The organism is Mesorhizobium australicum (assembly GCF_900177325.1).
In the GTDB taxonomy this organism is placed as follows: Bacteria; Pseudomonadota; Alphaproteobacteria; order Rhizobiales; family Rhizobiaceae; genus Mesorhizobium_A; species Mesorhizobium_A australicum_A.
Genome location: NZ_FXBL01000004.1, coordinates 5,154,837 through 5,179,201, shown reverse-complemented (window position 1 = coordinate 5,179,201; position 24,365 = coordinate 5,154,837). Strand labels below are relative to the sequence as shown.

Below are 24,365 nucleotides of genomic sequence, written 5' to 3'. Positions count from 1 at the left end.
CATTTGGCATGCGACCATTGTAGGAGCATGTGATGCGTAGATTGTTCTCGGCCCGCGACGCTCGTCAGGGCAAGCAAGGCTATCCGGTTCTCGTCATCCTGCTGGTCTCGCTGGCATTGGCCTGCGCGGTCTGGTTCGTCGTCGAGATCTACGGAACGTCGATCCAGACCCCGCAGACCAACGCGACCCAACCGACGACCGGCGCACCTCCCGCACCGGCGGGCGGCTGATTCAGGCGTGGGGCACGAGGACCCGCAGCGATTTCGGATGGATGCGGATCGCGGTCTCGTGCTCGATCGGGGACAGCTCGCCGTCGATCACGCAGCGATGGCGCCTGTGCAGGCGGTTGAACTTCAGAACCACTTCCTTGCCGGTATGGATTTCCACATGCGCGTTGCGGTTCCAGCGGCCGACGAGCATGTGGGCAAGCGCCGACAAAAGCTGCGGTAGCCTGCGCGCCGTCGTTACATAGACGCCGAGGGTTCCCCCGTCGGGATGGTCCGCATAGGGCAGGTGCCCTTCGCCGAAAAGGTTGTTGGTCACGCCGATGCCGGAGGCGCGGACAATGATCTCCGCGCCATCGATGTCGATCGAAACCACCATCGATGGCGGCCGGATCAGCGTCGCGAAGGCTGCCCTGACGGAGGCGCGCATCTTGCCGAGGCGCGAAGAGAACTTCATCTGATCGCGGATTTTCACCAGCTTGGCGTGCAGGCCGACCGAATACTGGTGCACGAACGGTCTGCCATTGGCGGTCGCCACGTCGACCTCGCGGATCTCGCCGGTGGCGAAGGCCGCGAGCGCGGAGTCGAGGTCGAGCGGCATGCCGAGCGAGCGGGCGAACAGGTTCATCGTTCCCGCCGGCAGAACTGCGAGCGCCTTGCCGGTGTCCATGACCACGGACGCGGCCGCCGAGATCGTGCCGTCTCCTCCGCCCGCCAGCACCACATCCGCTTCGGGGGCTGCCACTGCCTCGCGCAGCGCGTCCATAAGGTCGCGGCCCTCCACGGTCCGGACCTCCACCGTATGTCCGGCCTCACCCAGACGATCGCGCATCCGAGACTCGAACGCGTCGAGGTCCATCGTGCGCAGCGTTCCTCCGCCCCTGTTCAGCACGGCGATGAACCGCATGGTCTAAGCTCCGGACGGGTTGAGAGAGAACTGGTTCGCAGCAAGGCGCCGATAAACGCGCAGACAGTCAAAAGGTTCCGCACTTTTTCCAGCAAAATCAATGCCAAAGACGATCGCGGATTCCGCCGCTCGATCAGGGGAACCGTATCGGCGAGCCTGCGTTAGCGGACTGTAGAGGCCGCGCCGGCCCTCACAGCGACGATCGGTAACGGCGCGGCCGTGCAAAGAAAAACCCTGCACGAAGGAGAGAATATCATGATCCGCAAGCTCTTGGCGACTACCGCCATTCTGACGATCGTTTCGACCGGCGCCTTTGCCCAGTCGAGCACCCAGCCTGCGCCTGCGACACCGCCGGCCGCCAGCGAGGCTGCACCGGCCGCGCCGCTCGCGCCTGGCGTTGCCGTCGACCAGTCCGAGGTCTCGGCCGACGGGCAGATCGCCTCCAACATCATTGGCGAGACCGTCTATAACAGCACCGCCGATGATGCTCAGACTGTCGGCAACGTGAACGACCTCGTGATCTCGAAGGACGGCATGATCGAAGCCATCGTGATCGGCGTCGGCGGCTTCCTCGGCATCGGTGAGAAGGACGTTGCGATCGACTACAAGACGATCGACTGGGCCGAACGCGACGGCGACCGCTGGATCGTGATCGAGGCCACGGCCGACCAGCTGAAGGAACTGCCTGACTTCGATCGCAGCGCCTATGCGCCGGCTGCCGTCGCTTCCAACGACGCGGCAGCTCCTCAGGCGACGACTCCGCCGGCGACCACTGCGCCGTCGACCGACATGAGCCAGAACGACGCAACGAAGCCCGCCGGACAGGACGCCATGACCAAGGCTCCCGACGCCCAGGCTCCGGCCGCGACCGACAAGACTGAGACGGCCGCGATCGACCGTTCGACGCTGAAGGAGGTGAATACGGCCGAGATTCGCTCCGAGGATTTGGTGGGCACCACCGTCTATGGCGCCAATGACGAGAACATCGGCGAGATCGGCGACGTCGTCCTGCAGGGCGAAAAGGTTGACGCTGTGATCATCGATGTCGGCGGTTTCCTCGGCATGGGCGAGAAGGAAGTGGCCGTCGGTATGGACAATCTGACCTTCATGGCCGACGAGGATGGCGACCATTACCTCTACACGACCTTCACCAAGGAGCAGCTGGACGCGGCGCCGGCCTACGACGAGGCCAATTATGCCGCCAAGCGCGACGAGATGCGCGTCGTGCCGAACTAAGGCTCGATCACCGTTGCTTCGGCCCGCCGGGAAACCGGCGGGCCGATTTTTTGCGTCAGAGGTACTGTTTGCCGGCTACACCGTTCTCCGTCAGCTCCAGCAAGGCCAGCGACTGATCGAGATGCTCTGCACGCCATTCGAGCAGGCGCTCGGCCATTTCGAGGCGCGCGGAAGCATAGGCAGGATCGGCCGCGAGGTTGCGGGTCTCGGCCGGATCGTTCTCCAGATCGAACAGCACCGGCGGCAGTCCGCCGCCGAAATGGACGTATTTCCAGCGCTTGGTGCGGACGACCGACAGGTTGCACTGACGCGAGGAGAGGCCGAACCGCTTCTCCGCCTTGCCGCTGCTCACAGATCGGAAGTCGAACTCCCAGTGCGCCGCATTGCGCCAGGCCTTCGGCGGCGTCCCGTCGAGGAAGGGTAACAGAGACTGGCCGTCGAGATGGGCGGGCACCGGCGCGCCGATCAGGTCGAGCAGCGTCGGCATGATATCGACGGCCTCGGTGAAGGCATCGACCAGGCGCCCGCGTGCCTTGATGCGGCGTGGATCGCGGATCACGAGGGGCACGTGATAGCTCTGGTCGAAGAAGCCGCCCTTTCCCATCGAGAAGTGGTCGCCCATCATCTCCGCGTGGTCGGACATGAAGACGACGACCGTGTCGTCCCACGCGCCGCGTGCGGCGATCGCGTCGAAGATGCGGCCGAGCTGGCCGTCGACCTCGGAGATCATGCCCCAGTAGATTGCCCGGATCTGCCGGAACTCGTCCTCGCTCCAGTCGCGCACCTTGCCCTTCGCGCCCGGAATGAACTTGGTCTTCTTCAGCCGCTCCATCGCCCAGGCGGCGAAGGGATGGATGGCGGCCTCCGCATCGAGGTCGGCAGCCCGCCGCAGCGCCGGCCCGTCGGCTGGATCGTACATCGTGTTGAACGGTTCCGGCACGATGAAGGGCGGGTGCGGGCTGATGAAGGAGAGATGGGCGAACCAGGGCTCGGCCTGCTCGCCCAGCCAGCGGACGAACTCGCCGACGATGAAGGCGGCGGGGGTCTCGTCCTTGGAATAGACCGGCGGGGCGGGGGACACTTCGGGCGAACGCTTCGCCGGCTTGTGGATCTCCGGGAAGCCGGCGTCGGTCTTCACGCCGCGCGCGGCGAGCCAGGACAGCCACGGCTTCTGGTGCTCGGGCAACAGCACGCGCGGCACGAAGCCGGGCAGAATGCCCTCATAGGTCCTCAGTGCGGGGTCAGACGGATCGAGCCTGCGCGGATCGGGCGAGGTGTCGGTGTAGCCGAACAGGGTCGGCGTGTAGCCGGCGCGGCGGGCGGCGAGCGCGACATTATCATGCCGGGCGTCCAGCGGCGTCCCGTTGCGGCAGACGCGATTGTTCATCTGGTAGAGGCCGGTATAGATGCAGGCCCGGGCAGGCGAACAGGGTGCCGCACCCGCATAATGGCGCGAGAACAGAACGCCCTCCTTCGCCAGACGGTCGACATTGGGCGTGCGTACCACCGGATGGCCGACGGCCGACAGGCTGTCGCCGCGCCACTGGTCGCAGGTGATGAAGAGCACGTTCGGCCGCGCTGCCTGCTTCGTCTGCCTCTCCACGTCGTGCTCCTTCCCAACCGGGCCTTGCCGTGATCTGCTAGCAGCCTCATCCAACGGGGGAAAGAACATGGGCATCGGACGGCGGACACTTTTCCTGGGGATCGCATCGGTCGCCTCGGCATCGGTGGCGCACGCCGCGCTGCCGCCGCAGTTCCAGCGGGCAAAGGAACTGACGGCCGTGGTCGACGCGGCGGCCGGGGTGCTGGGAATGCGTCCGATCGAGAGCGTCCAGCGGCTCGACGTCGACCTCTACCGCGTGCAGACCGAAACCTGCGTGCTCGACGTGCGCATCGAGGACCTGCCCACCCAGCCGGGCCTTGTCGGGCCGCGCAAGTTCAAGGCGGTTCCTGGCGAGCCGGACTGCGCCCAATAGCGGTATCGATGCCGGAATACGACATGAGCAGGTCCGATTGCATCTTCTGCCGCATCGCCTCGGGCGACATTCCCGCCGCCATCGTCGCGGAAGAGGACGATCTTGTCGCCTTCCTCGACATCAATCCCATCCGGACCGGTCACGTGCAGATCGTGCCGCGCGCGCATCATCCCTATTTCGACGACCTGCCGCCGGAGACTGCCGGGCGGATCATCATGCTCGGCCAGCGCATTGCGCGGGCTCAGAAGCAGATCTGGCAGGTACAGAGGGTGGGCTTCATGTTTACCGGCACCGATATCTCGCATGCCCACGCGCATGTCGTGCCGCTGGTGCGGTTCGACGACCTGACCTCGCGGCGCTACATCGCCGAGGAGGTCGTGACCTACAGGCATCCGCCGCGACCATCCGGCGAGGAGATGGCCGAGGCGGCCGAGCGCTTGCGCAGTTCGCTGGCGGATCGGTGAACGATTTCATCCGATCGTTCACAAACACAGCACAGTCCTTGCTGCGACCGGCGGCTTTCCTTCCGTCCCTCGCGACCGACATATGGACGCGACGGGCGGCGCGGGCCGCCGAACACAAGGGAGCAAGACGATGCTCGATCAGATCAAGGGACTGCACCACGTCACCTCGATGGCGGCCGACGCCAGCGAGAACAACCACTTCTTCACCAAGACGCTCGGCCTGCGCCGGGTCAAGAAGACCGTGAATTTCGACGCGCCGGACGTCTATCATCTCTACTATGGCGACGAGGTCGGTACGCCGGGCTCGGTGATGACCTATTTCCCGTTCCCGCACATCGCCAAGGGCCAGCCTGGCGTCGGCGAGGTCGGTACGACCGTCTTCTCCGTGCCCGAGGGGTCGCTCGGCTGGTGGCAGGAGCATCTGGCGAAGGAGAACGTGGCCGGCCTGGAGCCTGGCGAGTCGTTCGGCGAGAAGCGGCTCCTCTTCAAGGGCCCCGACAATGACGGCTTCGCGCTGGTCGAGCACACCGGCGACACGCGCGCGCCGTGGACCAAGGGCGGCGTGCCGGACGACTATGCCATTCGCGGCTTCCACTCGGCCTCGATGCGGCTGCGCGACGGCGGGGCGACGAGCGAGCTTCTGAAGTTCATGGGCTACAGCCAGGTCGACCAGTCGAAGAACGTGACCCGCTTCGCCGTGCCGGACGGCATGGGCGCGGACGTCATCGACATCGAGGCGCTGCCGGTCACGCCGTTTGCGCGGCAGGGCGCCGGCTCGGTGCATCACATCGCGTTCGCGGTAGAGAACAGGGCCAAGCAGCTCGAGGTGCGCAAGGCGCTGATGGATACGGGATATCAGGTGACCCCGGTGATCGACCGCGACTATTTCTGGGCGATCTACTTCCGTACGCCGGGCGGCGTGCTGTTCGAGGTCGCCACCAACGAGCCGGGTTTCGACCGAGACGAGGACACGAAGCACCTCGGCGAGGCGCTCAAGCTGCCGAGGCAGCACGAGCACCTGCGGACGATGCTCGAAGGCCACCTGCAGCCGATCGAGGACTGACCATGACCCAGAGCTATATCGAGAAGGTCCTGCCCGGGAAGCCGGGCGGACCGCTCCTCTTCACCTTCCACGGCACCGGCGGCGATGAAAACCAGTTCCCCGCCTTCGGGCGGGATCTGCTGGCCGATGCGACCATCGTGTCGCCGCGCGGCGACGTCTCGGAACATGGCGCGGCGCGCTTCTTCCGCCGCACGGGCGAGGGTGTCTACGACATGGACGATCTCGCACGGGCGACGGCGAAGATGAAGGCCTATGCGGAGGCACATGTCGCGGCGGCCAAGCCGTCGGCCGTCTACGGTCTCGGCTATTCCAACGGGGCGAACATCCTCGCCTCGACGCTTTTCGCCGCGCCAGGCCTGTTCGACGCCGTGGTGCTGATGCATCCGCTGATCCCCTTCGAGCCGCGCATCGACGGCGACCTCAAGGGCAGGCGGATCCTCATCACCGCCGGCCGCCGCGACCCGATCTGCCCGCCGGTCTACACCAGCCGGCTGGAGGCCTGGTTGCGCGACGCGGGTGCGGATGTCATCCTCGACTGGCACGACGGCGCGCATGAGGTGCGCCCGAACGAAGTCGAGGCCGCGCGCCGTTTCCTCCAGCCTGTCGGAGCCTGATCATGTCCGAACTTCCCGAAATCCAGCTCGAGGAGACCGGCTCCAAGGGCCGCTACTTCATCCGTCTCGCCACCGGCGAGGAGGCCGAGATGACCTTCACCAAGGTCGGCGAGCACCAGGTCATCATCGACCACACCGAGGTGCCGGATGCCTTCCGCGGGCAGGGGGCGGGGCTCAAGCTCGTCACCCGCGCGGTGGAGGACATCCGCAAGGCGGGCAAGACGGTCATCCCGCTCTGCCCCTTCGCCGCCGCGCAGTTCCGCCGGCATCCGGAATGGGCCGACGTGCTGAAACATTGACCCCGCTCGCGCATTGACCCGGGTGAGATGAACGGAGCCTCCAGCATGGACCACGACGCTTCCATCCGATTCGAGACCACGCCGAAGGGCGGCCGCTACTTCGTCCCGATGCCCAACGGGGAGGATTCGCGGCTGACCTTCGTCAAGGTGTCGGACGGCCACATCATCGCCGACCACACCTTCGTGCCGGTGCCCTATCGCGGCGACGGCATCGCCGAGGCGATGGTCGAACGCCTGATCGCCGACGCCCGCGCCAACGGCTGGAAGATCACGCCGACCTGCTGGTTCGTCGCCGACGAGATCACCCGCCACGCGCCGGACTGGGACGATGTGGTGAAGCGGTGAGGGACACCTGTCCTTCTCCCCTTGTGGGAGAAGGTGGATCGGCCGAAGGCCGAGACGGATGAGGGGTGTTGGAAGAAATGGAAAGCTTCAGAAGCTAGCGCTACCAGCACCAATCTTCCACCCTCACACTCCGTCCAGCACCCCTCATCCGCCCCTCCGGGGCACCTTCTCCCACAAGGGGAGAAGGAGAGGTGCCTCACCCCTTGATCCGCTCCGCCAGCACTTCCATCCGCTCGGCCAGGCCCGCCAGCGCGCCGGTAAGGGCGGCGTCGTTCTTGTCGGCTTTGATCAGGGCGTCGTCGCGGGTCTTGCGCAGCGTTTCGATCTCGCTTTCCAGGCCCTTCACGCGGCGCTGCAGCTCCGAGAACTCGTCCATGACCATGATGCCGGCCATGACGGTCAGCCGGTGGTCGCCGATCTCGCCGAACGAGCCCTTGAGGTGGCCGACATAGCGGTCGAACCTGTTCGCGAGGTCGATCAGGTGCTCTTCCTGGCCCTCGTCGCAGGCCATCCGATACTGCTTGCCGTCGATGGTTACGGTGACTTGTGCCATGCGGGCCTCCCGTTACCTGTCCAGAACGGCGCGGATCGTCTCCATCGCCGTCACGAGGCGGCGCGAGACTTCCTTGTTGGCGCCCTCCAGCCGCTCGGCGCGGGCCTCCGAGGCGTCGAGCTCCTGCGCGAGGCGGGCGCGGTCGGCGTTCATGCGCTGCACCTCGGCCTCGGCTTCGGCGTAATCCTGGTCGCGTTCCAGACGCGCAGCCACCGCATCCTCCAGCGTGGCGATCGCCTTGCCGAGCCGGTTGATGACTTCCTTCAGGGTGACATCGCCGGTCATTGTTGAGCGTTCCAGCCGTCCCGACGCGCGAATCGCGCATTATTCGAACGAATTATCCTGTCAAGCTTAGGCGTCGGGCGAAGCGGGCGTCAACAAAGCGCGCCGGCTTTCCCCTGCTATCCGAGCGCTCCGCGCGTTGACAGGTGTCGGGCACCTGCTATGTGTCCCTCGCATTTTCCGGGGGGATGCGGCTGATGCGCGTCCGCTCCTGGCCTTCAAGGTCTCGAGGTACAAGATGACGTCACGTGAAAAGCACGACCGGATGGCGAACGCGATCCGCTTCCTGTCGATGGATGCGGTCGAAAAGGCCAATTCCGGCCATCCCGGCCTGCCGATGGGCGCGGCCGACATCGCCACGGTGCTGTTCACCAAATATCTGACCTTCGACCCGGCCAATCCGCACTGGCCCGACCGCGACCGCTTCATCCTCTCGGCCGGCCATGGCTCGATGCTGCTCTACTCGCTCCTCTACCTGACGGGCTACGAGGACATCACGATCGACGAGATCAAGAACTTCCGCCAGCTCGGCTCGAAGACCGCCGGCCACCCCGAATACGGCCACGCCGCCGGCATCGAGACGACGACCGGCCCGCTTGGCCAGGGTCTCGCCAACTCGGTCGGCTTCGCGCTCGCGGAGCGCATCCTCAACGCCTCCTTCGGCGACGACCTCGTCGACCACTGGACCTATGTGCTCGCCGGCGACGGCTGCCTGATGGAAGGCATCAGCCAGGAGGCGATCGCGCTCGCGGGGCATCTCAAGCTCGGCAAGCTGGTCGTGTTCTGGGACAACAACAACATCTCGATCGACGGGCCGGTGTCGCTGTCGGATTCGACCGACCAGCTGGAACGGTTCGAGGCGTCGGGCTGGCACACCATCGCCTGCGACGGACATGATCCGGAGGCGATTGCCCAGGCGATCGAGGCCGCGCGGAACGATCCTCGCCCCAGCCTGATCGCCTGCAAGACGACGATCGGCTTCGGCGCGCCGAACAAGGCCGGCACCAACAAGGTGCACGGCTCGCCGCTCGGCAAGGAAGAGATCGAGGCCACCCGGAAGGCGCTCGGCTGGACGGCCGCCCCCTTCGAGGTGCCGTCCGACATCCTCGACGCCTGGCGTCTGGCCGGCCTGCGCTCGGTCAAGAAGCGCAAGGAATGGGAGACCCGTCTCGCCGCGAGCGAAGCCGACAAGCGCGCCGAATTCGAGCGCCGCATGCGCGGCGACCTGCCGGGCGGCTTCGAGCCGGCGATGGCCGCCTACAAGCAGAAGCTCGCCGCCGACAAGCCGAAGGTTGCGACGCGCAAGTCTTCCGAGATGGCGCTCGAGATCCTCAATGGGGCGGTGCCGGAGACGATCGGCGGCTCGGCCGACCTGACCGGCTCCAACAACACCAAGACCAGCCAGACCAAGCCGGTCACCCCGACCGACTATTCCGGCCGCTACGTCTATTACGGCATCCGCGAGCACGGCATGGCCGCGGCCATGAACGGCATGGCGCTGCATGGCGGCCTGATCCCCTATTCCGGCACGTTCCTGGTCTTTTCCGACTATGCCCGGCCGGCGATGCGGCTGGCCTCGCTGATGCATCAGCGGGTCGTCTTCGTGATGACGCACGATTCGATCGGCCTCGGCGAGGATGGCCCGACACACCAGCCGGTCGAGCAGGTGGCTGCGCTGCGCGCCATCCCGAACCATCTCGTCTTCCGCCCGGCGGATGCGATGGAGACGGCGGAGTGCTGGGAGATCGCGCTCAACTCGCGCACCGCGCCCTCCACCATCGCGCTCACCCGCCAGAACCTGCCGGCGGTGCGCAAGGAATATTCCGAGGAGAACCTGTCGGCCCGCGGCGCCTATGAGCTGGCCCAGGCGTCCGACGACGCGGTGGTGACGATCTTCGCTACCGGCTCCGAGGTCGAGATCGCGCTCGCCGCCCGCGACAAGCTGCAGGCGCACGGCCACCCGACCCGCGTCGTCTCGGTGCCCTGCTTCGAGCTGTTCGAGCAGCAGAGCAAGGACTACCAGGCCGCGATCATCGGCAATTCGAAGGTGAACATCGCCATCGAGGCAGGCATCCGCCAGGGCTGGGACCGTTTCATCGGCCGCGACGGCGTCTTCATCGGCATGCACGGCTTCGGCGCGAGCGGCCCCTACGAGAAGCTCTACGAGCATTTCGGCATCACGGCGGACGCCGCCGCCGCCGCCGCCGAGAAGCTGCTCCATCCCACCAAGTAATCCGGCGGGCGTCCGCGCCCGCCTTTCCTCCCGCACTTTCGGAGATCGAACATGACCGTCAGGGTAGCAGTCAACGGATTTGGCCGCATCGGCCGCAACATCGTCCGCGCCATCTATGAATCCGGCCGCAAGGACATCGACGTGGTGGCCGTCAACGACCTCGGCCCGGTCGAGACCAATGCGCACCTGCTCCGCTTCGACAGCGTCCACGGCCGCTTCCCGGGCGAGGTGACCGTCAAGGGCGACGTCATCTCGATCGGCACCGACTCGTTCAAGGTTACTGCGATCAAGGATCCGTCGCAGCTTCCCTGGAAAGAACTCGGCATCGACATCGCGCTCGAATGCACCGGCATCTTCACCGCCCGCGACAAGGCCGCGGCGCACCTGACCGCCGGCGCCAAGCGCGTCATCGTCTCGGCCCCGTCCGACGGCGCCGACCTGACCGTCGTCTACGGCGTCAATCATGACAAGCTGTCGAAGGACCACATGGTCATCTCCAACGCGTCCTGCACCACCAACTGCCTGGCGCCGGTGGCCCAGGTGCTGAACGACGCGATCGGCATCGAGAAGGGAATGATGACCACCATCCATTCCTACACCGGCGACCAGCCGACGCTCGACACGATGCACAAGGACCTCTACCGCGGCCGCGCCGCCGCGCTGTCGCAGATCCCGACCTCGACGGGCGCTGCCAAGGCCGTCGGCCTGGTGCTGCCGGAGCTCAAGGGCAAGCTGGACGGCATCTCGGTGCGCGTGCCGACCCCGAACGTGTCGCTGGTCGACCTCAAGTTCGTCGCCAAGAAGGCCACCACGGTCGAGGAGGTCAACAACGCGCTGATCGCTGCGTCCGAAGGCAGGCTCAAGGGCATCCTCGGGGTGACACGGCACCCGAATGTCTCGATCGACTTCAACCACGACCCGCATTCCTCGACGGTCGCGCTCGACCAAACCAAGGTCATGGATGGCAACTTCGTCTCCGTCCTGTCCTGGTACGACAACGAATGGGGCTTCTCGAACCGCATGGGCGACACCGCCGTCGCGCTTGGCAAGCTCATCGGCTGACGCGCAGTCCCGTTTCATTTCCAGATGCCCGGCTTCGGCCGGGCATTTTTCGTTTCGGACGCCGGTTCAGGAGAAAATATCAACCCTGTCATGCATTTGTTTCCGCAGCGCCTTCTCTTCGCCGCACTATCCCATGAGGAGGAGAGGGAAAGGGATCGGGGATGTTCGAAGGGGTCTATCTCGTCACGCTCATCGGCACCGCGATGGTGCTCGCCGCGGCGTTCTCGAGCCTGATCGCCTTCCGCTTCGGCGCTCCCCTCCTGCTGCTCTTTCTCGGCATCGGCCTGCTTGCGGGTCAGGATGGGCTCGGCATCCCGTTCGACAACGCCGCAGCCTCCTATTTCATCGGCTCGATCGCGCTGGCGGTGATCCTGTTCGATTCCGGCTTCGGCACGGCGCTGTCGTCGCTGAGGCTGGCCGCGCCGCCGGCACTTTCGCTGGCCACGCTCGGCGTGATCCTGACGGCCGGACTTTTCGGCGTCTTCGCCTTCGCCATCACCGACCTGAACTGGCTGGAATCTTTCCTGCTCGGCTCAATCGTGGCCTCCACCGACGCGGCGGCGGTGTTCTTCCTGCTGCGCGCCGGCAATCTCCACATTCGCGAACGCGTGCGCAACACGCTGGAAATCGAGTCCGGTTCCAACGATCCGATTGCAATCTTCCTGACCATAGCGTTCGTCGAGCTGATCGCAGCAGGCGCGGCCGTCCAGCCGGGCGAACTCGCCATAGGAGTCGTGCTCGGCTTCCTGCGGGAGATGGGCGTCGGTGTGTTCGCCGGGCTGATTGGCGGCCGCCTCATCGTGATGTTCGTAAACCGGCTGAAGCTGGATCCCGGCCTGCTGCCGATCTTCGTCATCACGGTTGCGCTGGTTTTGTTCGGCATCACCGGCGCGGTGCATGGCTCGGGCTTCGTCGCGGTCTACACGGCAGGTCTCGTCGCCGGAAACTCGGGCATGCGTTCCACCGCGACGCTCAAGCGTTTCCAGGACGGCATCTCCTGGCTTGCCCAGATCATCATGTTCCTGGTGCTCGGTCTCTTCGCCACCCCGTCGCAGTTCATCTCGATCCTGCCGGTTGCGATCGCGCTGTCGCTGTTCCTCATTTTCATCGCGCGGCCCGTCGCGGTGTCGCTCTGCCTGTTGCCCTTCCGCTTCGCGCGGGCCGAGACGGCGTTCATCTCCTGGGTCGGCTTGCGCGGCGCTGTCTCCATCCTTCTGGCGCTCGCGCCGATCATCGGCGGGCTGGAGAACGGCAGGGAGCTGTTCAACATCGCCTTCATCGTCGTGCTCGTCTCGCTCCTGGTTCAGGGCTGGACGATCGGTCCCGTCGCGCGACGGCTCGGACTGATCATCCCGCCGCGCAGCGGCCCGCTCGACAAGGTCGAGCTGGAACTGCCGGGTTCGGCGCACCATGAACTGCTCGCCTATCGCGTGGCAGCCGGCAGCCCGGTCGCGCGCGGAGGACGCATCCCGCGCTGGGCGCGGCCTTCGCTGGTCATCCGCGAAGGCCGTTCGCTCAAGCCGCAGGACGCCGGACGCCTGCTGGCCGACGACCTCGTCTACATCTTCGTCTCCGACCGGTATCCGCGCCTGCTCGATCGGCTGTTCGCCACCAAGGTGTCGCTCGCAGCCGACGACGAGGAGTTCTTCGGCGCCTTCACCGTCGAACCCGACCATCTGGCGAGCGAGATCAGCGCCGCCTATGGCGCGGAGCTGCGTGAGGGAGAGGCCGACCTCACCATTGCGCAGCTGATGCTGGCGCGGCTTGGCGGCCATGCCGAATATGCCGACCGGGTCCTGCTCGGCCCGATCGAGCTGATCGTGCGCGACACCGACGACAAGGGTGTGATCGATTCGGTCGGCCTGTCGCTGGAACCGCAGGAGCTGGCGCCCTCGATGCCCCTGCTGCTTACGGCTGGTGAGATCAAGGACCGGATTGCCGCGTTCCTGCGGCGCCGGGGCGTGAAGGCGTCGTCCGGTGAGCCATCTCCTCCCGCGTCCTGATCGGCCTGTCTCGCCATTGACCGTGGCGCCGATGCCGCCCTATGATCGATGTTGCGGTGCAAGCCGCGCCCGGGTCCGCGGGAAGGGTTGAACCCACTTGCATCGCTGAGACGTCTTTCCAGACCTTTGTGCAGCCGGATTTGCGGACCGTCGGCGTTTCACGCACGGAGGTTCCATGAAACGTCTTCCCGACCATCCCAATCTCGACCAGTTGAAGAAGCAGGCCAAGGATCTGCTGTCCGGCTACCGGCGCAACGATCCCGACGCGCTTGCACGCTTCCGTGATGCCCTGCCGCTCGCCGCCGGCAGGGACGACGCGGCCATCGCGGCCCTTGGCCTGCGCCTGCACGATGCGCAATCCTGCATCGCGCGCGAATATGGCTTCGCTTCGTGGACGGAGCTCGGCACGTATGTCGCCGCCCGGCGCGCCTTCTCCACCGACCGCGCCACGCTGGTGCTCAACTGGCTGCGGCTCGTCTATCCGGGCGACATTGCCGGCGGTACGAGCCGCGCCAGTCCCGCCGCCGCTGCCCGCCTGCTGGAGGATCAGCCGGAGCTGACGGCGGGCGATCCCTGGCTCGCCTGCGCGATCGGCGACACGGTGGCCATCGCCGCGGCAGTGAACCGGGATCCGGGCTGGGTGAACCGACCCGGCGGACAGCTGAACCTGCCGCCGCTGGTCGCGGTCACGCATTCCGGCCTCGTGCGGCTGCCGGCGTACCGCGACCGGCTGCATGCCGCCGCGAAGCTGCTGCTCGATGCCGGGGCAGACCCCGACCAGTCGGTCTGGAGCCGCTGGCCGCCCGCGTCGCTGGCGGAACCGTCCACGGAACATCGCCTCTCCGCGCTCTACGGCGCCGCCGGCCAGAACCGCGATCCGCAGATGACGCGGCTGCTGCTCGATGCGGGGGCGGATCCGAACGACAACGAGTCGCTCTACCATTCGCTGGAAAGCCCCGACGTTACGCGGCTTCTGCTGGCGGCCGGGGCGCGGATCGAGGGCACCAATGCAAACTACCGGGTGTTCGATCTCGACAATCTCGAATCCCTGCGTGTGCTGATCGACTTCGGGAAGCGGGAACAGCCGCCGATCGACTGGAGCCTGCCGTTGCTGTTTGCGATCCGGCGCGGGCGTTCGGTCGCGCATGTTGAAGCCTTGCTGGCGGCAGGTGCCGATCCCCGCGTTCGCTCGCGCGACGACACCAGCGCCTACGGCCTCGCGTTGCGCTACGGGCTGACGGATGTCGCAGACCTGTTGAGGCGAGAAACCGGCGCGGAACCCTTGTCGGAGGAGGAGAGCTTCGTCGCAGCCTGCGCGGCGGGCGACGAGGACGAGGCGCGGCGGATACAGGCGGGGCGACCAGACCTGCCAGCTTCCCTGCCGGAGGCGCGTCTGAAGATGTTGCCCGAGCTCGCCGCGAACGGCCGCGACGCGGCAGTCCGCGCCATGGTCCGGGTCGGCTGGCCGATCGAGGTCAAGGGCGGCGACTGGGGAGCGTCGGCGCTCAATCTCGCCGTCTTCCGCGGCGACGCAGGGCTCGCTCGTTTCCTGTTGGAGCAGGGCGCGGACTGGCGCTCGCAGCATGGCTTCGGCGACAATGTCTGCGGCACGCTCTCCTGGGCCTCGAACAACGAGCCCGAGCCGGACGGCGACTGGCTCGGCTGCGCCGAGGCGCTCGTCGCGCATGGCATGCCCCGCGGCGAGCCGGACCCGGAAGGATCCGGCGACGTGGTGATCGACGGCAAGCGCAGGCGGTTCTCGGACGATGTGGCGGAGTTTCTGTTGAGCCGTACATAGCCAATGGAACTCGTCGATTCCTGAGGCGGCTGGTGTCGCCGCAGGTTCCCCTCCCCCTTGCGGGGAGGGGCAGGGGTGGGGGTAAATCGATACAGCGAACCCCAACCGTCGCCAGTCTCTTGCGCTTGGCTTCGCCGTCTGTATGGTCCGGCGCGATTTGGCCGGCGTGGAGACCGGCGGGCAATGGAGGACGGCATGGCCGATTTCAGGACTCTCGACGACATCGGCGCGGTGAAGGGCAAGCGCGTGCTGGTGCGGGTCGATCTCAATGTGCCGGTGCAGGACGGTGCGGTGAGCGACGCTACCCGTATCGAGCGCGTCACGCCGACCATCCTCGAACTCTCCGACAAGGGCGCCAAGGTGGTGCTGCTGGCGCATTTCGGCCGTCCGAAGGGTGCGCCCGATCCGGCGCAGTCGCTCGCGCCGATCGCGACCGCAACCGCCTCGGTGCTGGGCCGGGCCGTCGCCTTCGCAGACGACTGCATCGGGCCGTCCGCGGCCAGCGCCATCGCGGCCCTGCCCGACGGCGGCATCCTGCTGCTTGAGAACACCCGCTTCCACAAGGGCGAGGAGAAGAACGATCCGGACTTCGCCGCGAAGCTGGCGGAAAACGGCGACCTCTACGTCAACGACGCCTTCTCGGCCGCGCACCGCGCGCATGCCTCGACCGAAGGCATCGCCAAGATCCTGCCGGCCTTCGCCGGCCGCACGATGGAGGAGGAGCTTTCGGCGCTGGAGAAGGGGCTCGGCAATCCGGTGCGTCCGGTCGTCGCCATCGTCGGCGGCGCCAAGGTGTCGACCAAGATCGACCTGCTGATGAACCTCGTCACCAAGGTCGATGCCCTCGTCATCGGCGGCGGCATGGCCAACACCTTCCTCGCCGCGCGCGGCGAGGATGTCGGCAAGTCGCTGTGCGAGCACGACCTCGCGGCCACCGCCAAGCAGATCATGATCGAGGCGGCCGCCACGGGCTGCGCCATCGTGCTGCCGACCGACGGCGTGGTCGCGCGCGAGTTCAAGGCGGGCGCGGCCAACGAGACGGTCGATGTCACCGCCGTGCCGTCAGATGCGATGATCCTCGACGTGGGCCCGAAGACCGTGAAGGCGGTGACCGACTGGATCGACCGCGCCGCGACGCTGGTCTGGAACGGCCCGCTCGGCGCCTTCGAGATCGAGCCCTTCGACACCGCGACGGTGGCCGCGGCGAAACACGCGGCCGCGCGCACGAAGGCCGGCAAGCTGGTCTCCGTCGCGGGCGGCGGCGACACGGTGGCCGCGCTCAACCATGCCGGCGTGGCCGACGACTTCACCTACATCTCCACCGCCGGCGGCGCCTTCCTCGAATGGATGGAAGGCAAGGCGCTGCCGGGCGTCGAGGCGCTGAAGAAGTAGGCTACTCCCGCAGCGCTTCCTTGCGCCGCGCGCGGATGGCGGGAAGCGCCATGAACACCAGCATCACCACGGCGATGCCGAGCAGGCTCGCCGACAGCGGCGAGGTGAAGAACACCGTCGCGTCGCCGCGCGCCAGAAGCATGGCTCGGCGGAAGTTCTCCTCCACCTGCGGCCCGAGCACCAGGCCCATCAGCAGCGGCGCCGGCGGCAGCTTCAGCTGCAGGATGGCGTAGCCGATGATGCAGAACAGCGCGGCCTGGTAGATCTCGAACGTGTCGTTCTTCAGCGAAAAGATGCCAATGCAGCAGAACATCAGGATCGCCGGGTAGAGGAAGCGATACGGGATCGTCAAAAGCTTCACCCACAGCCCGACCAGCGGCAGGTTGAGCAGGACGAGCATCAGGTTGCCGACCCACATCGAGGCGATGAGGCCCCAGAACAGGCCGGGATCGGCCGTCATGACGCGCGGGCCGGGCTGGATGTCGTGGATCATCATCGCGGCGATGATCAGCGCCATTACGGCGTTCGACGGCAGGCCGAGCGTGAGCAGCGGGATGAACGAGGTCTGGGCCGCGGCATTGTTGGCCGATTCCGGCCCGGCGACGCCGGCGATCGCGCCCTTGCCGAAGGTCTCAGGCTCGCGCGACACCTTCTTCTCCAGCGAGTAAGAGGCGAAGGAGGCCAGTGCCGCGCCGCCGCCGGGCAGCACGCCCAGCATCGTGCCCAGCGCCGAACCACGCAGGATGGGTGCTGCCATCTTGCGGAAGTCCTCGCGGGTCGGGAACAGGCTGGTGATCTTCGAGGCGAGCAACGAGCGCGCCTCGGCGTTGGGGTGCAGGTTCCGCACGATCTCGGCGAAGCCGAAGATGCCCATCGCCAGCGGCACGAAGTCGATGCCGTCGAAGAGCTGCGAGATGCCGAAGGTGAAGCGCTGCTCGCCGGTGTTCACGTCGGTGCCGATCAGGCTGATCATGGCGCCCAGCACGACCATCGCGATGCTCTCCAGCAGCGGCCCGTCTGAGAGCACCGTGGCGAGCAGCAGGCCCAGCACCATCAGCGCGAAATACTCCTTCGGACCGAACTCGAAGGCGACTTCGGCCAGCATCGGGGCGAACATGGCGATGGCCAGCGTCGCGACGCAGCCGGCGAAGAACGAGCCGATGGCCGCCGTCGACAGCGCCACGCCGGCGCGACCCTGGCGGGCGAGCTGGTGGCCGTCGATCGCGGTGACGACCGAGGAGGATTCACCCGGCAGGTTGACGACGATCGCGGTGGTCGAGCCGCCGTATTGTGCGCCGTAGTAGATGCCCGCCAGCATGATCAGCGCCGAATCCGGCGGCAGGACATAGGTGAGCGGCAGGAGCATCGAGATCGTCGCCAGCGGCCCGAGGCCCGGCAGCACGCCGATCAGCGTGCCGAGCAGGCAGCCGATGAAGGCGTAGGAGAGATTGGTCAGCGTCAGCGCATGGGAGAAGCCAAGCGCGAGATTGGACAGAAGCTCCACGGCGGCCTCCTAAAGCAATTCCAGCAAAAGTGCGCTGCGGTTTTGCGTCCGGAATTGCGTAAAAACAAAGGGATAGGGCATTGGAAATGCCCTAGACGAACGAGGGGAGAAGGTCGAACTGGAGTCCGAGCCCGTAATAGAAAGCGAGAACCGCGAGCGCGGTCAGCGCGATCACGGTGACGATCGCGCCGCGCCAGGTGAATTCACGGCTGGCGAGGCTCGCCACGAACAGCAGGCCGACAAGCGCCACGACCAGTCCGGCCGCATTGAGCAGGAAGGCGAAAAGCAGAATCGAGCCGGTGATCCAGGCGAGCGACTTCAGGTCCCAGCCGTCCAGGCCCTCCTCCGTTGCGCCCGGTCGGATGGCGCCGATCATGATGGCGAGGCCGAGAAGGACGAGCAGGCTGCCCAGCATGCGCGGGAAGTAGCCCGGTCCCATGCGCGCCGCGGAGCCGGGGTCGTAGTCCCAGCCTATGGAAAGGTAGGCGATTGCGACGATCAGGAAGAGCGCGCCGGAGACGAAGGCGCGCCGGTTGCGGATGTGCATGCTGTTTCCTCCGCTCTCAAAAGCGAAGGTCGGCATCCCTGCCAGGAATGCCGACCAATCTCGTGCCCGACCTCCGGTCGCGGCTACTGGGCGACGATCTTGGCTTCCTCGATCACCTTGCCGTATTTGGTGTTCTCGTCGATGACGAACTGGGTCATCACGTCCGGACCCTTTTCACCGATGATCGTCAGGCCGGTCGTCTTGAAGAACTCGACGATGCCGGGGTCCTTCATCGTCTCCTCGACGACGGCGGACAGCTTGTCGACGATCGCCTGGTCGATGCCGGCCGGTGCGGACACCCAGCTCGACGCGACGTTGACGCCGCCGGGGAAGCCAGCCTCGACCACCGTCTGCGCGTCGGGATAGGCGACGTTGCGCTCGGGCGCGGTCGTGCCGATGACCTTCATCTTGCCCGAGTCGACATAGGGCTTCACCACCGAGACGTAGTCGAAGGACAGGTCGATCACGCCCGCCATCAGGTCGGTCATCTGCGCCGAGCCGGCCTTGTACGGGATGTGCAGCATGTCGATGCCGGCGGCCGACTTCAGCAGTTCGCCGACGAGGTGCTGGGCGGTGCCGATGCCGGGCGAGCCGAAGGTCACCTTGCCGGGATTGGCCTTGGCGTATTCGACCAGCTCGGTGATGTTGTTGTAGGGCGTCGCCGGATTGGCCACGATCATCTGGCTGGACGACGAGACGCCGCGGATGTGGATGAAGGCCTTGATCGGGTCGTAGGACAGCTTGCCCTTCTGCAACTGCGGCAGGATCGACATCGGTCCACCCGACGAATAGATGATCGTGTAGCCGTCCGCCTTCGCGTTGGCGACGCTTTCGGTGCCGACGATGCCGCCCGCACCCGGACGGTTCTCCACTACCACGGGCTGGCCGAGCTTCTCGGTCATGACAGTCGCCATGCGGCGCGCGACGGTGTCGGTGATGCCGCCGGCCGCGAAGGGCACGACGAACGTGACCGGCCGCGTCGGCCAGTCCTCAGCCCTTGCGAGGCCCGTCGTCAGGGCCAGCGACACGAGCGCAAAAAAGAGCTTGAGACCCTTCATCTATTCCTCCCAGATCGATTTTCGGTCCGTCGTCTCTATCGGCCGATCCGGAAGGCGGCAAAAGAACATTGCCCGCCGCGGGCTGATTCAGAAACGTGAAATTGGCCCTGGACCAAGGAATTCCGCTTGGGCGGGGAGGTTTCGCGGGCCGTCCCGCCTCCAGACGCGGGATCGTCAACCATCTTCGCGATGCCCGCCACTTTCAATCGATTGAGGGCGTCCGCGCACCATTCCGTCTTGTATGAATACCTGCTAAGCGCGCGCAAACACACGGAAATCGGTCGACACAGGGAGAATGGCATGAACGAGAAAATGGCCGCGCAGGCCGCGAACAAGGACGGTTTCATCGCGGCGCTCGACCAGTCGGGCGGCTCCACGCCCAAGGCGCTCAGGCTCTACGGCGTCGAGGAAGGTTCCTGGTCGAACGAAGCGGAGATGTTCGACCTCATCCACCAGATGCGCGCGCGCATCATCAAGTCGCCCGCCTTCACCGGCGACAAGGTGATGGGCGCCATCCTGTTCGAGCAGACCATGGACCGCGACATCGACGGCACGCCGACGGCGCAGTATCTGTGGGAGAAGCGCGGCGTGGTGCCGTTCCTGAAGATCGACAAGGGGCTCGCCCCGGCAGCTGACGGCGTCCAGCTGATGAAGCCGATGCCGGAACTCGACGCCCTGCTCAAGCGCGCTGTCGCCAAGGGCATCTTCGGCACCAAGGAACGTTCGGTGGTCGACGCCGCCAACCCGAAGGGCATCGCGGCGATCGTCGCGCAGCAGTTCGAGGTTGGCGCGCAGGTCCTGTCGCATGGGCTGGTGCCGATCATCGAGCCGGAGGTGACGATCTCGATTGCCGACAAGGCGGAGGCCGAGGAGATCCTGCTCGCCGAGATCCTCAAGCATCTCGACAAGCTTCCCGCCGGCCAGCAGGTCATGCTCAAGCTGACGCTGCCGACGAAGGCGAACCTCTACAAGCCGCTGGTCGACCATCCGAAGGTCATGCGCGTGGTGGCGCTGTCGGGCGGCTATTCCCGCGACGAGGCGAACAAGAAGCTGATGGAAAACGACGGCGTGATCGCGTCCTTCTCGCGCGCCCTGACCGAGGGCCTCTCGGCGAAGCAGAACGACGCCGAGTTCAACGCCGTGCTGGCGTCGGCGATCGACAGCATCTTCGAAGCCTCCCGCGCGCGCTGAAGGGCGCCCGCCGGCTGATTTTCCCGTCGCCTTGCATCGGCGAACAATGCTAAGGGGGCCGCGCGGCCCCCTTACTACTTCATAGATCCCTGCCCATGCCCACTGCCCAGCCCGCCGACCCTGACGCCGACATCGTCGTGATCGGCGCGGGCATCGTCGGCATCTGCGCGGCGGCGTTCCTCGCCGAGGCCGGCAAGCGGGTGCTGGTCGTCGACCGCACCGGCATCTGCGAGGAGACGAGCTCGGGCAATGCCGCGGCGCTCGCCTTCGCCGAGATCTTGCCGCTGGCCCACAAGGGCATGATGAAGAAGCTGCCGCGATGGTTGTCAGACCCGCTTGGCCCGCTCTCCATTTCACCCGCCTATCTGCCCCGTTTGACACCCTGGCTGTGGCGCTTCTGGCGCGCCGGGCAGTCCGACCCGACGCCGGCGATCGCGGCGCAGGCCTCGCTGATGCGCCTCGCCGAGGCCGAGTGGATGGGTTTGTTTGATCGGTCCGGCACACGGGCGATGCTGCGCGAGGATGGTTCGCTTGATCTGTATGAAAGCGAAAGGGAGTTCCAGGAATCGCTTCCAGGCTGGGCGGCGCGCGAGGTGCATGGCATCGCGCTTCGCCACGTCGAGGGCAAGGCGCTGGCGGAGCTGCAGCCCGGCCTCTCCCCGCGCTTCGTCAAGGGTACTTTCGTGCCCGGCTGGAAAACGGTGGACGATCCAAAGCTGCTGGGCAAGGCGATCTGGGCCTATGCGGAAAGCAAAGGCGCGCGCTTCGTCCGCGGCGTCGTTGCCACCGTGGGCGCGGAGGGGGACGCGGCGCGGATCAAGCTGACAGACGGCAGAGTCCTTGCCGGCCGCCACCTGATCATCGCCGCCGGCGCGTGGTCGCACATGCTCGCGTCGCGTTTCGGTGACACGATCCCGCTCGAGACGGAGCGTGGCTACAACACGACGCTGCCCGTCGGGGCGTTCGATCTGAAGCGCCAGCTGTTCTTCGCCGGTCATGGCTTCGTCATCACGCCGTTGTCGACTGGCGTGCGTGTCGGCGGGGCCGTCGAGTTCGCCGGCCTGCAGCGTGCGCCCAATTATGCCCGCTCGAAAGCCATGCTCACGAAGGCCGCGACGTTCCTGCCGGGTCTCAAGACAGAGGGCGGGCGCGAATGGATGGGCTATCGGCCCTCGCTGCCGGATTCGCTGCCGGTCATGGGCAAGTCGCGCTCGGCCCCAAACGTCTTCTACGCCTTCGGCCACGGCCATCTCGGCCTGACGCAGGCGGCGGCCACGGGGCGGTTGATGCGCGACCTTGTGACGGGGGACGCACCGGCGATAGACCTGGCGCCGTTTTCGCCGCAGAGGTTCTAGGATCGACCGATGGTTCGCTTAGGCACCCCCCTAGCCATCGCCACAGGAGCCGCATGATGTCCCGCCATTCCTTCCACATCATCGACGGCCATACCTGCGGCAATCCGGTGCGTCTCGTCGCCGGGGGAGGGCCGCTGCTCGACGGCTCGACCATGATGGAGCGGCGGGCGCATTTCCTCGCCGAATACGACTGGATCCGCACCGGGCTGATGTTCGAGCCGCGCGGGCACGACATGATGTCGGGCTCGATCCTCTATCCGCCGACCCGTCCCGATTGCGACATCGCGATCCTGTTCATCGAGACCTCCGGCTGCCTGCCGATGTGCGGGCATGGGACGATCGGCACGGTGACGATGGCGATAGAGCACGGGCTGGTGAAGCCGAAGACGCCGGGCCTGCTGCGCCTCGACACGCCGGCCGGCCTCGTGCTCGCCGAATACCGGCAGGAGGGCGAATATGTCGAGGAGGTGCGCATCACCAACGTGCCGTCTTTTCTTTATGCCGAGGGGCTGTCGGCGGAGGTGCCCGGCCTCGGCGAGATCGTGGTCGATGTCGCCTATGGCGGCAATTTCTACGCCATCGTCGAACCGCAGAAGAATTTCCGCGACATCGCCGACCATACGGCCGGCGAGCTGGTGGGCTGGAGCCCGGTGCTGCGCAAGGCTCTGAACGACAAATACACCTTCGAGCATCCGGAAAACCCCGGCATCAACCGGCTGTCGCACATCCTGTGGACCGGCGCGCCGACGGTAGACGGGGCCGATGCGCGCAATGCCGTGTTCTACGGCGACAAGGCGATCGATCGCAGCCCGTGCGGCACCGGCACCTCGGCGCGCATGGCGCAGCGCCATGCCAAGGGCCTGCTCAAGGAGGGCGAGAGCTTCGTGCACGAGTCCATCATCGGCTCGTTGTTCAAAGGCCGGGTGGAAAAGGAAACCACTGTCGCAAACCGCAAGGCGATCGTGCCATCGATTGGCGGCTGGGCCCGCACCACGGGCTACAACACCATCTTCATCGACGACCGCGATCCCTACGCGCACGGTTTCGTGGTGAAGTAGGACCCCGCAGAGCACTGCGATCTCGCAGGAAAGCTCGGATTTCCGGGCTTCCGTAACGGATTCTACGAAAGGCTGACGCGGTCTCCGCCGAAAGTCGAAGACTTCGCAGTAGGCCAATGCTAGCGTCCGGCTTGGTCCAGGTCGTCGATCGTCCATGTCGCGATTTTAGGCAGTGCCGCTCCGGCAGGCTGCATGTCGCATTTTGACATTGCAATCCGATATCGTACGGCTACGACTTAAGGGAACCACATAAGGAATGCGCCAGGGGTGGCGACATTCCAGGGGAGCCGACAAACGATGGAATACTTTATCCAGCAGCTCATCAACGGGCTGACGCTGGGATCTATCTACGGGCTGATCGCGATCGGCTACACGATGGTCTACGGCATTATCGGCATGATCAACTTTGCCCATGGCGACATCTTCATGCTCGGCGCGTTTATCGCGATGATCGTCTTCCTGATCCTGGTCGCGATGTTCACAACCATCCACGTGGTGTTCTTCCTCCTGGTGATGATGATCGTCGCCATGCTGACCACGTCGCTGTGGAACTGGACCATCGAGCGCGCCGCCTACCGGCCGCTGCGCGGGTCGTTCCGGCTGGCGCCGCTGATCACCGCGATCGGCATGTCGATCTTCATCTCCAACTTCGTGCAGGTCACGCAGGGCCCGCGCAACAAGCCGATCCCGCCGATGATCTCCTCGGTCTACACCATCGGCGGCATCTCGATCTCGCTGAAGCAGATCGTCATCGCGGTGGTCACCGTCACGCTGCTCGCCGTGTTCTGGTACATCGTCAACAGGACGCCGCTGGGCCGCGCGCAGCGCGCCTGCGAGCAGGACCGCAAGATGGCGGCACTGCTCGGTGTCGACGTGGACAAGACGATCTCGATCACCTTCATCATGGGGGCCGCGCTCGCCGCCGTCGCCGGCACGCTGTTCCTGATGTATTACGGCGTCGTCGCCTTCTCCGACGGCTTCGTGCCGGGCGTGAAGGCGTTCACGGCGGCCGTGCTCGGCGGCATCGGCTCGCTGCCGGGCGCGGTGCTTGGCGGGCTGCTCATCGGCACGATCGAGTCCCTGTGGTCCGCCTATTTCTCGATCGACTACAAGGACGTCGCCGCCTTCTCGATCCTGGCGATCGTGCTGATCTTCCTGCCCTCCGGCCTGATGGGCCGCCCGGAAGTGGAGAAAGTCTAGC

Annotated in this window: 24 protein-coding genes; 17 read left to right on the top strand and 7 right to left on the bottom strand. The window is 66.1% G+C overall.

All coding sequences use genetic code 11. From position 1 onward, the window contains the following. Window positions 1–32 precede the first annotated feature (32 nt). Window positions 33–230 carry a hypothetical protein gene (locus B9Z03_RS27940; RefSeq protein WP_139832418.1) on the top strand — a complete coding sequence of 66 codons (198 nt, stop codon included), beginning with the start codon at window positions 33–35 and terminating at the stop codon, window positions 228–230. A 1-nt stretch (window position 231) separates the two neighbouring features. Here the strand turns inward: B9Z03_RS27940 and B9Z03_RS27935 are convergent, their stop codons facing one another. Continuing rightward, window positions 232–1,131 (bottom strand): diacylglycerol/lipid kinase family protein, encoded by a 900-nt coding sequence (locus B9Z03_RS27935; protein WP_085467235.1) that lies wholly within the window; start codon window positions 1,129–1,131, stop codon window positions 232–234. 255 nt (window positions 1,132–1,386) lie between these two features. On the opposite strand from B9Z03_RS27935, the gene B9Z03_RS27930 reads away from it, so the two are divergent. Further along, window positions 1,387–2,367 (top strand): PRC-barrel domain-containing protein, encoded by a 981-nt coding sequence (locus tag B9Z03_RS27930; protein ID WP_085467234.1) that lies wholly within the window; start codon window positions 1,387–1,389, stop codon window positions 2,365–2,367. A 55-nt stretch (window positions 2,368–2,422) separates the two neighbouring features. On the opposite strand, the gene B9Z03_RS27925 is transcribed toward B9Z03_RS27930, so the two are convergent. Beyond that, the gene (locus tag B9Z03_RS27925) at window positions 2,423–3,970 is read right to left on the bottom strand and encodes an alkaline phosphatase family protein (RefSeq protein WP_244561867.1); all 1,548 of its coding nucleotides are present in this window, start codon (window positions 3,968–3,970) and stop codon (window positions 2,423–2,425) included. A gap of 67 nt (window positions 3,971–4,037) precedes the next feature. On the opposite strand from B9Z03_RS27925, the gene B9Z03_RS27920 reads away from it, so the two are divergent. The 6 genes from B9Z03_RS27920 (at window position 4,038) to B9Z03_RS27895 (ending at window position 7,128) form a co-directional block, all read left to right on the top strand. Continuing rightward, complete coding sequence (locus tag B9Z03_RS27920; protein ID WP_085467232.1) at window positions 4,038–4,343, top strand: hypothetical protein; 306 nt, start codon at window positions 4,038–4,040, stop codon at window positions 4,341–4,343. Between the two features lie 23 nt (window positions 4,344–4,366). Further along, the gene (locus tag B9Z03_RS27915) at window positions 4,367–4,807 is read left to right on the top strand and encodes an HIT family protein (RefSeq protein ID WP_210191400.1); all 441 of its coding nucleotides are present in this window, start codon (window positions 4,367–4,369) and stop codon (window positions 4,805–4,807) included. A 130-nt stretch (window positions 4,808–4,937) separates the two neighbouring features. Continuing rightward, a complete protein-coding gene (locus tag B9Z03_RS27910) occupies window positions 4,938–5,870 on the top strand; it encodes a VOC family protein (protein WP_085467230.1) in 933 nt (310 codons plus the stop codon). 2 nt (window positions 5,871–5,872) lie between these two features. Continuing rightward, complete coding sequence (locus tag B9Z03_RS27905) at window positions 5,873–6,484, top strand: alpha/beta hydrolase (RefSeq protein ID WP_085467229.1); 612 nt, start codon at window positions 5,873–5,875, stop codon at window positions 6,482–6,484. Then, window positions 6,484–6,783, top strand: a complete 300-nt coding sequence (locus B9Z03_RS27900) for a GNAT family N-acetyltransferase (RefSeq protein WP_139832417.1) — start codon at window positions 6,484–6,486, stop codon at window positions 6,781–6,783. Before B9Z03_RS27905 ends, B9Z03_RS27900 begins: the two co-directional genes overlap by 1 nt. A gap of 45 nt (window positions 6,784–6,828) precedes the next feature. Beyond that, the gene (locus B9Z03_RS27895; protein ID WP_085467227.1) at window positions 6,829–7,128 is read left to right on the top strand and encodes a GNAT family N-acetyltransferase; all 300 of its coding nucleotides are present in this window, start codon (window positions 6,829–6,831) and stop codon (window positions 7,126–7,128) included. Window positions 7,129–7,324: 196 nt separating this feature from the next. On the opposite strand, the gene B9Z03_RS27890 is transcribed toward B9Z03_RS27895, so the two are convergent. Next, window positions 7,325–7,681 carry a cell division protein ZapA gene (locus B9Z03_RS27890; RefSeq protein ID WP_085467226.1) on the bottom strand — a complete coding sequence of 119 codons (357 nt, stop codon included), beginning with the start codon at window positions 7,679–7,681 and terminating at the stop codon, window positions 7,325–7,327. 12 nt (window positions 7,682–7,693) lie between these two features. Then, window positions 7,694–7,966: a DUF4164 domain-containing protein gene (locus tag B9Z03_RS27885; RefSeq protein WP_085467225.1), complete on the bottom strand. Its 273-nt coding sequence runs from the start codon at window positions 7,964–7,966 to the stop codon at window positions 7,694–7,696. 235 nt (window positions 7,967–8,201) lie between these two features. On the opposite strand from B9Z03_RS27885, the gene tkt reads away from it, so the two are divergent. The 5 genes from tkt to B9Z03_RS27860 all read left to right on the top strand — a co-directional run bounded on the left by tkt (window position 8,202) and on the right by B9Z03_RS27860 (window position 16,451). Continuing rightward, on the top strand, window positions 8,202–10,196 hold the full coding sequence (tkt, locus tag B9Z03_RS27880; RefSeq protein WP_085467224.1) for a transketolase: 1,995 nt from the start codon (window positions 8,202–8,204) through the stop codon (window positions 10,194–10,196). 51 nt (window positions 10,197–10,247) lie between these two features. Then, complete coding sequence (gene gap / locus B9Z03_RS27875; protein WP_085467223.1) at window positions 10,248–11,258, top strand: type I glyceraldehyde-3-phosphate dehydrogenase; 1,011 nt, start codon at window positions 10,248–10,250, stop codon at window positions 11,256–11,258. 161 nt (window positions 11,259–11,419) lie between these two features. Further along, a complete protein-coding gene (locus tag B9Z03_RS27870) occupies window positions 11,420–13,261 on the top strand; it encodes a potassium/proton antiporter (protein ID WP_085467222.1) in 1,842 nt (613 codons plus the stop codon). A 175-nt stretch (window positions 13,262–13,436) separates the two neighbouring features. Next, the gene (locus B9Z03_RS27865; protein WP_085467221.1) at window positions 13,437–15,059 is read left to right on the top strand and encodes an ankyrin repeat domain-containing protein; all 1,623 of its coding nucleotides are present in this window, start codon (window positions 13,437–13,439) and stop codon (window positions 15,057–15,059) included. Window positions 15,060–15,254: 195 nt separating this feature from the next. Beyond that, window positions 15,255–16,451 carry a phosphoglycerate kinase gene (locus B9Z03_RS27860; RefSeq protein WP_085467900.1) on the top strand — a complete coding sequence of 399 codons (1,197 nt, stop codon included), beginning with the start codon at window positions 15,255–15,257 and terminating at the stop codon, window positions 16,449–16,451. A 1-nt stretch (window position 16,452) separates the two neighbouring features. On the opposite strand, the gene B9Z03_RS27855 is transcribed toward B9Z03_RS27860, so the two are convergent. The 3 genes from B9Z03_RS27855 to B9Z03_RS27845 all read right to left on the bottom strand — a co-directional run bounded on the left by B9Z03_RS27855 (window position 16,453) and on the right by B9Z03_RS27845 (window position 19,560). Continuing rightward, window positions 16,453–17,955 (bottom strand): tripartite tricarboxylate transporter permease, encoded by a 1,503-nt coding sequence (locus tag B9Z03_RS27855; RefSeq protein ID WP_085467220.1) that lies wholly within the window; start codon window positions 17,953–17,955, stop codon window positions 16,453–16,455. A 91-nt stretch (window positions 17,956–18,046) separates the two neighbouring features. Then, a complete protein-coding gene (locus tag B9Z03_RS27850) occupies window positions 18,047–18,502 on the bottom strand; it encodes a tripartite tricarboxylate transporter TctB family protein (RefSeq protein WP_085467219.1) in 456 nt (151 codons plus the stop codon). Between the two features lie 83 nt (window positions 18,503–18,585). Beyond that, window positions 18,586–19,560, bottom strand: a complete 975-nt coding sequence (locus tag B9Z03_RS27845) for a Bug family tripartite tricarboxylate transporter substrate binding protein (protein WP_085467218.1) — start codon at window positions 19,558–19,560, stop codon at window positions 18,586–18,588. 300 nt (window positions 19,561–19,860) lie between these two features. Between B9Z03_RS27845 and B9Z03_RS27840 the strand changes: the two genes are divergently transcribed. The 4 genes from B9Z03_RS27840 (at window position 19,861) to B9Z03_RS27825 (ending at window position 24,364) form a co-directional block, all read left to right on the top strand. Continuing rightward, a complete protein-coding gene (locus B9Z03_RS27840; protein WP_085467217.1) occupies window positions 19,861–20,751 on the top strand; it encodes a fructose bisphosphate aldolase in 891 nt (296 codons plus the stop codon). 95 nt (window positions 20,752–20,846) lie between these two features. After that, the gene (locus B9Z03_RS27835) at window positions 20,847–22,106 is read left to right on the top strand and encodes an NAD(P)/FAD-dependent oxidoreductase (RefSeq protein ID WP_085467216.1); all 1,260 of its coding nucleotides are present in this window, start codon (window positions 20,847–20,849) and stop codon (window positions 22,104–22,106) included. Between the two features lie 56 nt (window positions 22,107–22,162). Further along, entirely contained in the window at window positions 22,163–23,164 is a 1,002-nt protein-coding gene (locus B9Z03_RS27830) for a 4-hydroxyproline epimerase (RefSeq protein ID WP_085467215.1), read from the top strand. A 297-nt stretch (window positions 23,165–23,461) separates the two neighbouring features. Next, complete coding sequence (locus B9Z03_RS27825; RefSeq protein ID WP_085467214.1) at window positions 23,462–24,364, top strand: branched-chain amino acid ABC transporter permease; 903 nt, start codon at window positions 23,462–23,464, stop codon at window positions 24,362–24,364. Window position 24,365 lies beyond the last annotated feature (1 nt).

Coding starts and splice junctions, on each gene's coding strand:
- B9Z03_RS27935 (WP_085467235.1), bottom strand. CDS start 1,131: ATGCGGTTCATCGCCGTGCTGAACAGGGGCGGAGGAACGCTGCGCACG.
- B9Z03_RS27825 (WP_085467214.1), top strand. CDS start 23,462: ATGGAATACTTTATCCAGCAGCTCATCAACGGGCTGACGCTGGGATCT.
- B9Z03_RS27860 (WP_085467900.1), top strand. CDS start 15,255: ATGGCCGATTTCAGGACTCTCGACGACATCGGCGCGGTGAAGGGCAAG.
- B9Z03_RS27890 (WP_085467226.1), bottom strand. CDS start 7,681: ATGGCACAAGTCACCGTAACCATCGACGGCAAGCAGTATCGGATGGCC.
- B9Z03_RS27915 (WP_210191400.1), top strand. CDS start 4,367: ATGAGCAGGTCCGATTGCATCTTCTGCCGCATCGCCTCGGGCGACATT.
- B9Z03_RS27850 (WP_085467219.1), bottom strand. CDS start 18,502: ATGCACATCCGCAACCGGCGCGCCTTCGTCTCCGGCGCGCTCTTCCTG.
- B9Z03_RS27870 (WP_085467222.1), top strand. CDS start 11,420: ATGTTCGAAGGGGTCTATCTCGTCACGCTCATCGGCACCGCGATGGTG.
- B9Z03_RS27845 (WP_085467218.1), bottom strand. CDS start 19,560: ATGAAGGGTCTCAAGCTCTTTTTTGCGCTCGTGTCGCTGGCCCTGACG.
- B9Z03_RS27865 (WP_085467221.1), top strand. CDS start 13,437: ATGAAACGTCTTCCCGACCATCCCAATCTCGACCAGTTGAAGAAGCAG.
- B9Z03_RS27885 (WP_085467225.1), bottom strand. CDS start 7,966: ATGACCGGCGATGTCACCCTGAAGGAAGTCATCAACCGGCTCGGCAAG.
- B9Z03_RS27920 (WP_085467232.1), top strand. CDS start 4,038: ATGGGCATCGGACGGCGGACACTTTTCCTGGGGATCGCATCGGTCGCC.
- B9Z03_RS27910 (WP_085467230.1), top strand. CDS start 4,938: ATGCTCGATCAGATCAAGGGACTGCACCACGTCACCTCGATGGCGGCC.
- B9Z03_RS27895 (WP_085467227.1), top strand. CDS start 6,829: ATGGACCACGACGCTTCCATCCGATTCGAGACCACGCCGAAGGGCGGC.
- B9Z03_RS27840 (WP_085467217.1), top strand. CDS start 19,861: ATGAACGAGAAAATGGCCGCGCAGGCCGCGAACAAGGACGGTTTCATC.
- tkt (WP_085467224.1), top strand. CDS start 8,202: ATGACGTCACGTGAAAAGCACGACCGGATGGCGAACGCGATCCGCTTC.
- B9Z03_RS27940 (WP_139832418.1), top strand. CDS start 33: ATGCGTAGATTGTTCTCGGCCCGCGACGCTCGTCAGGGCAAGCAAGGC.
- gap (WP_085467223.1), top strand. CDS start 10,248: ATGACCGTCAGGGTAGCAGTCAACGGATTTGGCCGCATCGGCCGCAAC.
- B9Z03_RS27930 (WP_085467234.1), top strand. CDS start 1,387: ATGATCCGCAAGCTCTTGGCGACTACCGCCATTCTGACGATCGTTTCG.
- B9Z03_RS27905 (WP_085467229.1), top strand. CDS start 5,873: ATGACCCAGAGCTATATCGAGAAGGTCCTGCCCGGGAAGCCGGGCGGA.
- B9Z03_RS27835 (WP_085467216.1), top strand. CDS start 20,847: ATGCCCACTGCCCAGCCCGCCGACCCTGACGCCGACATCGTCGTGATC.
- B9Z03_RS27830 (WP_085467215.1), top strand. CDS start 22,163: ATGTCCCGCCATTCCTTCCACATCATCGACGGCCATACCTGCGGCAAT.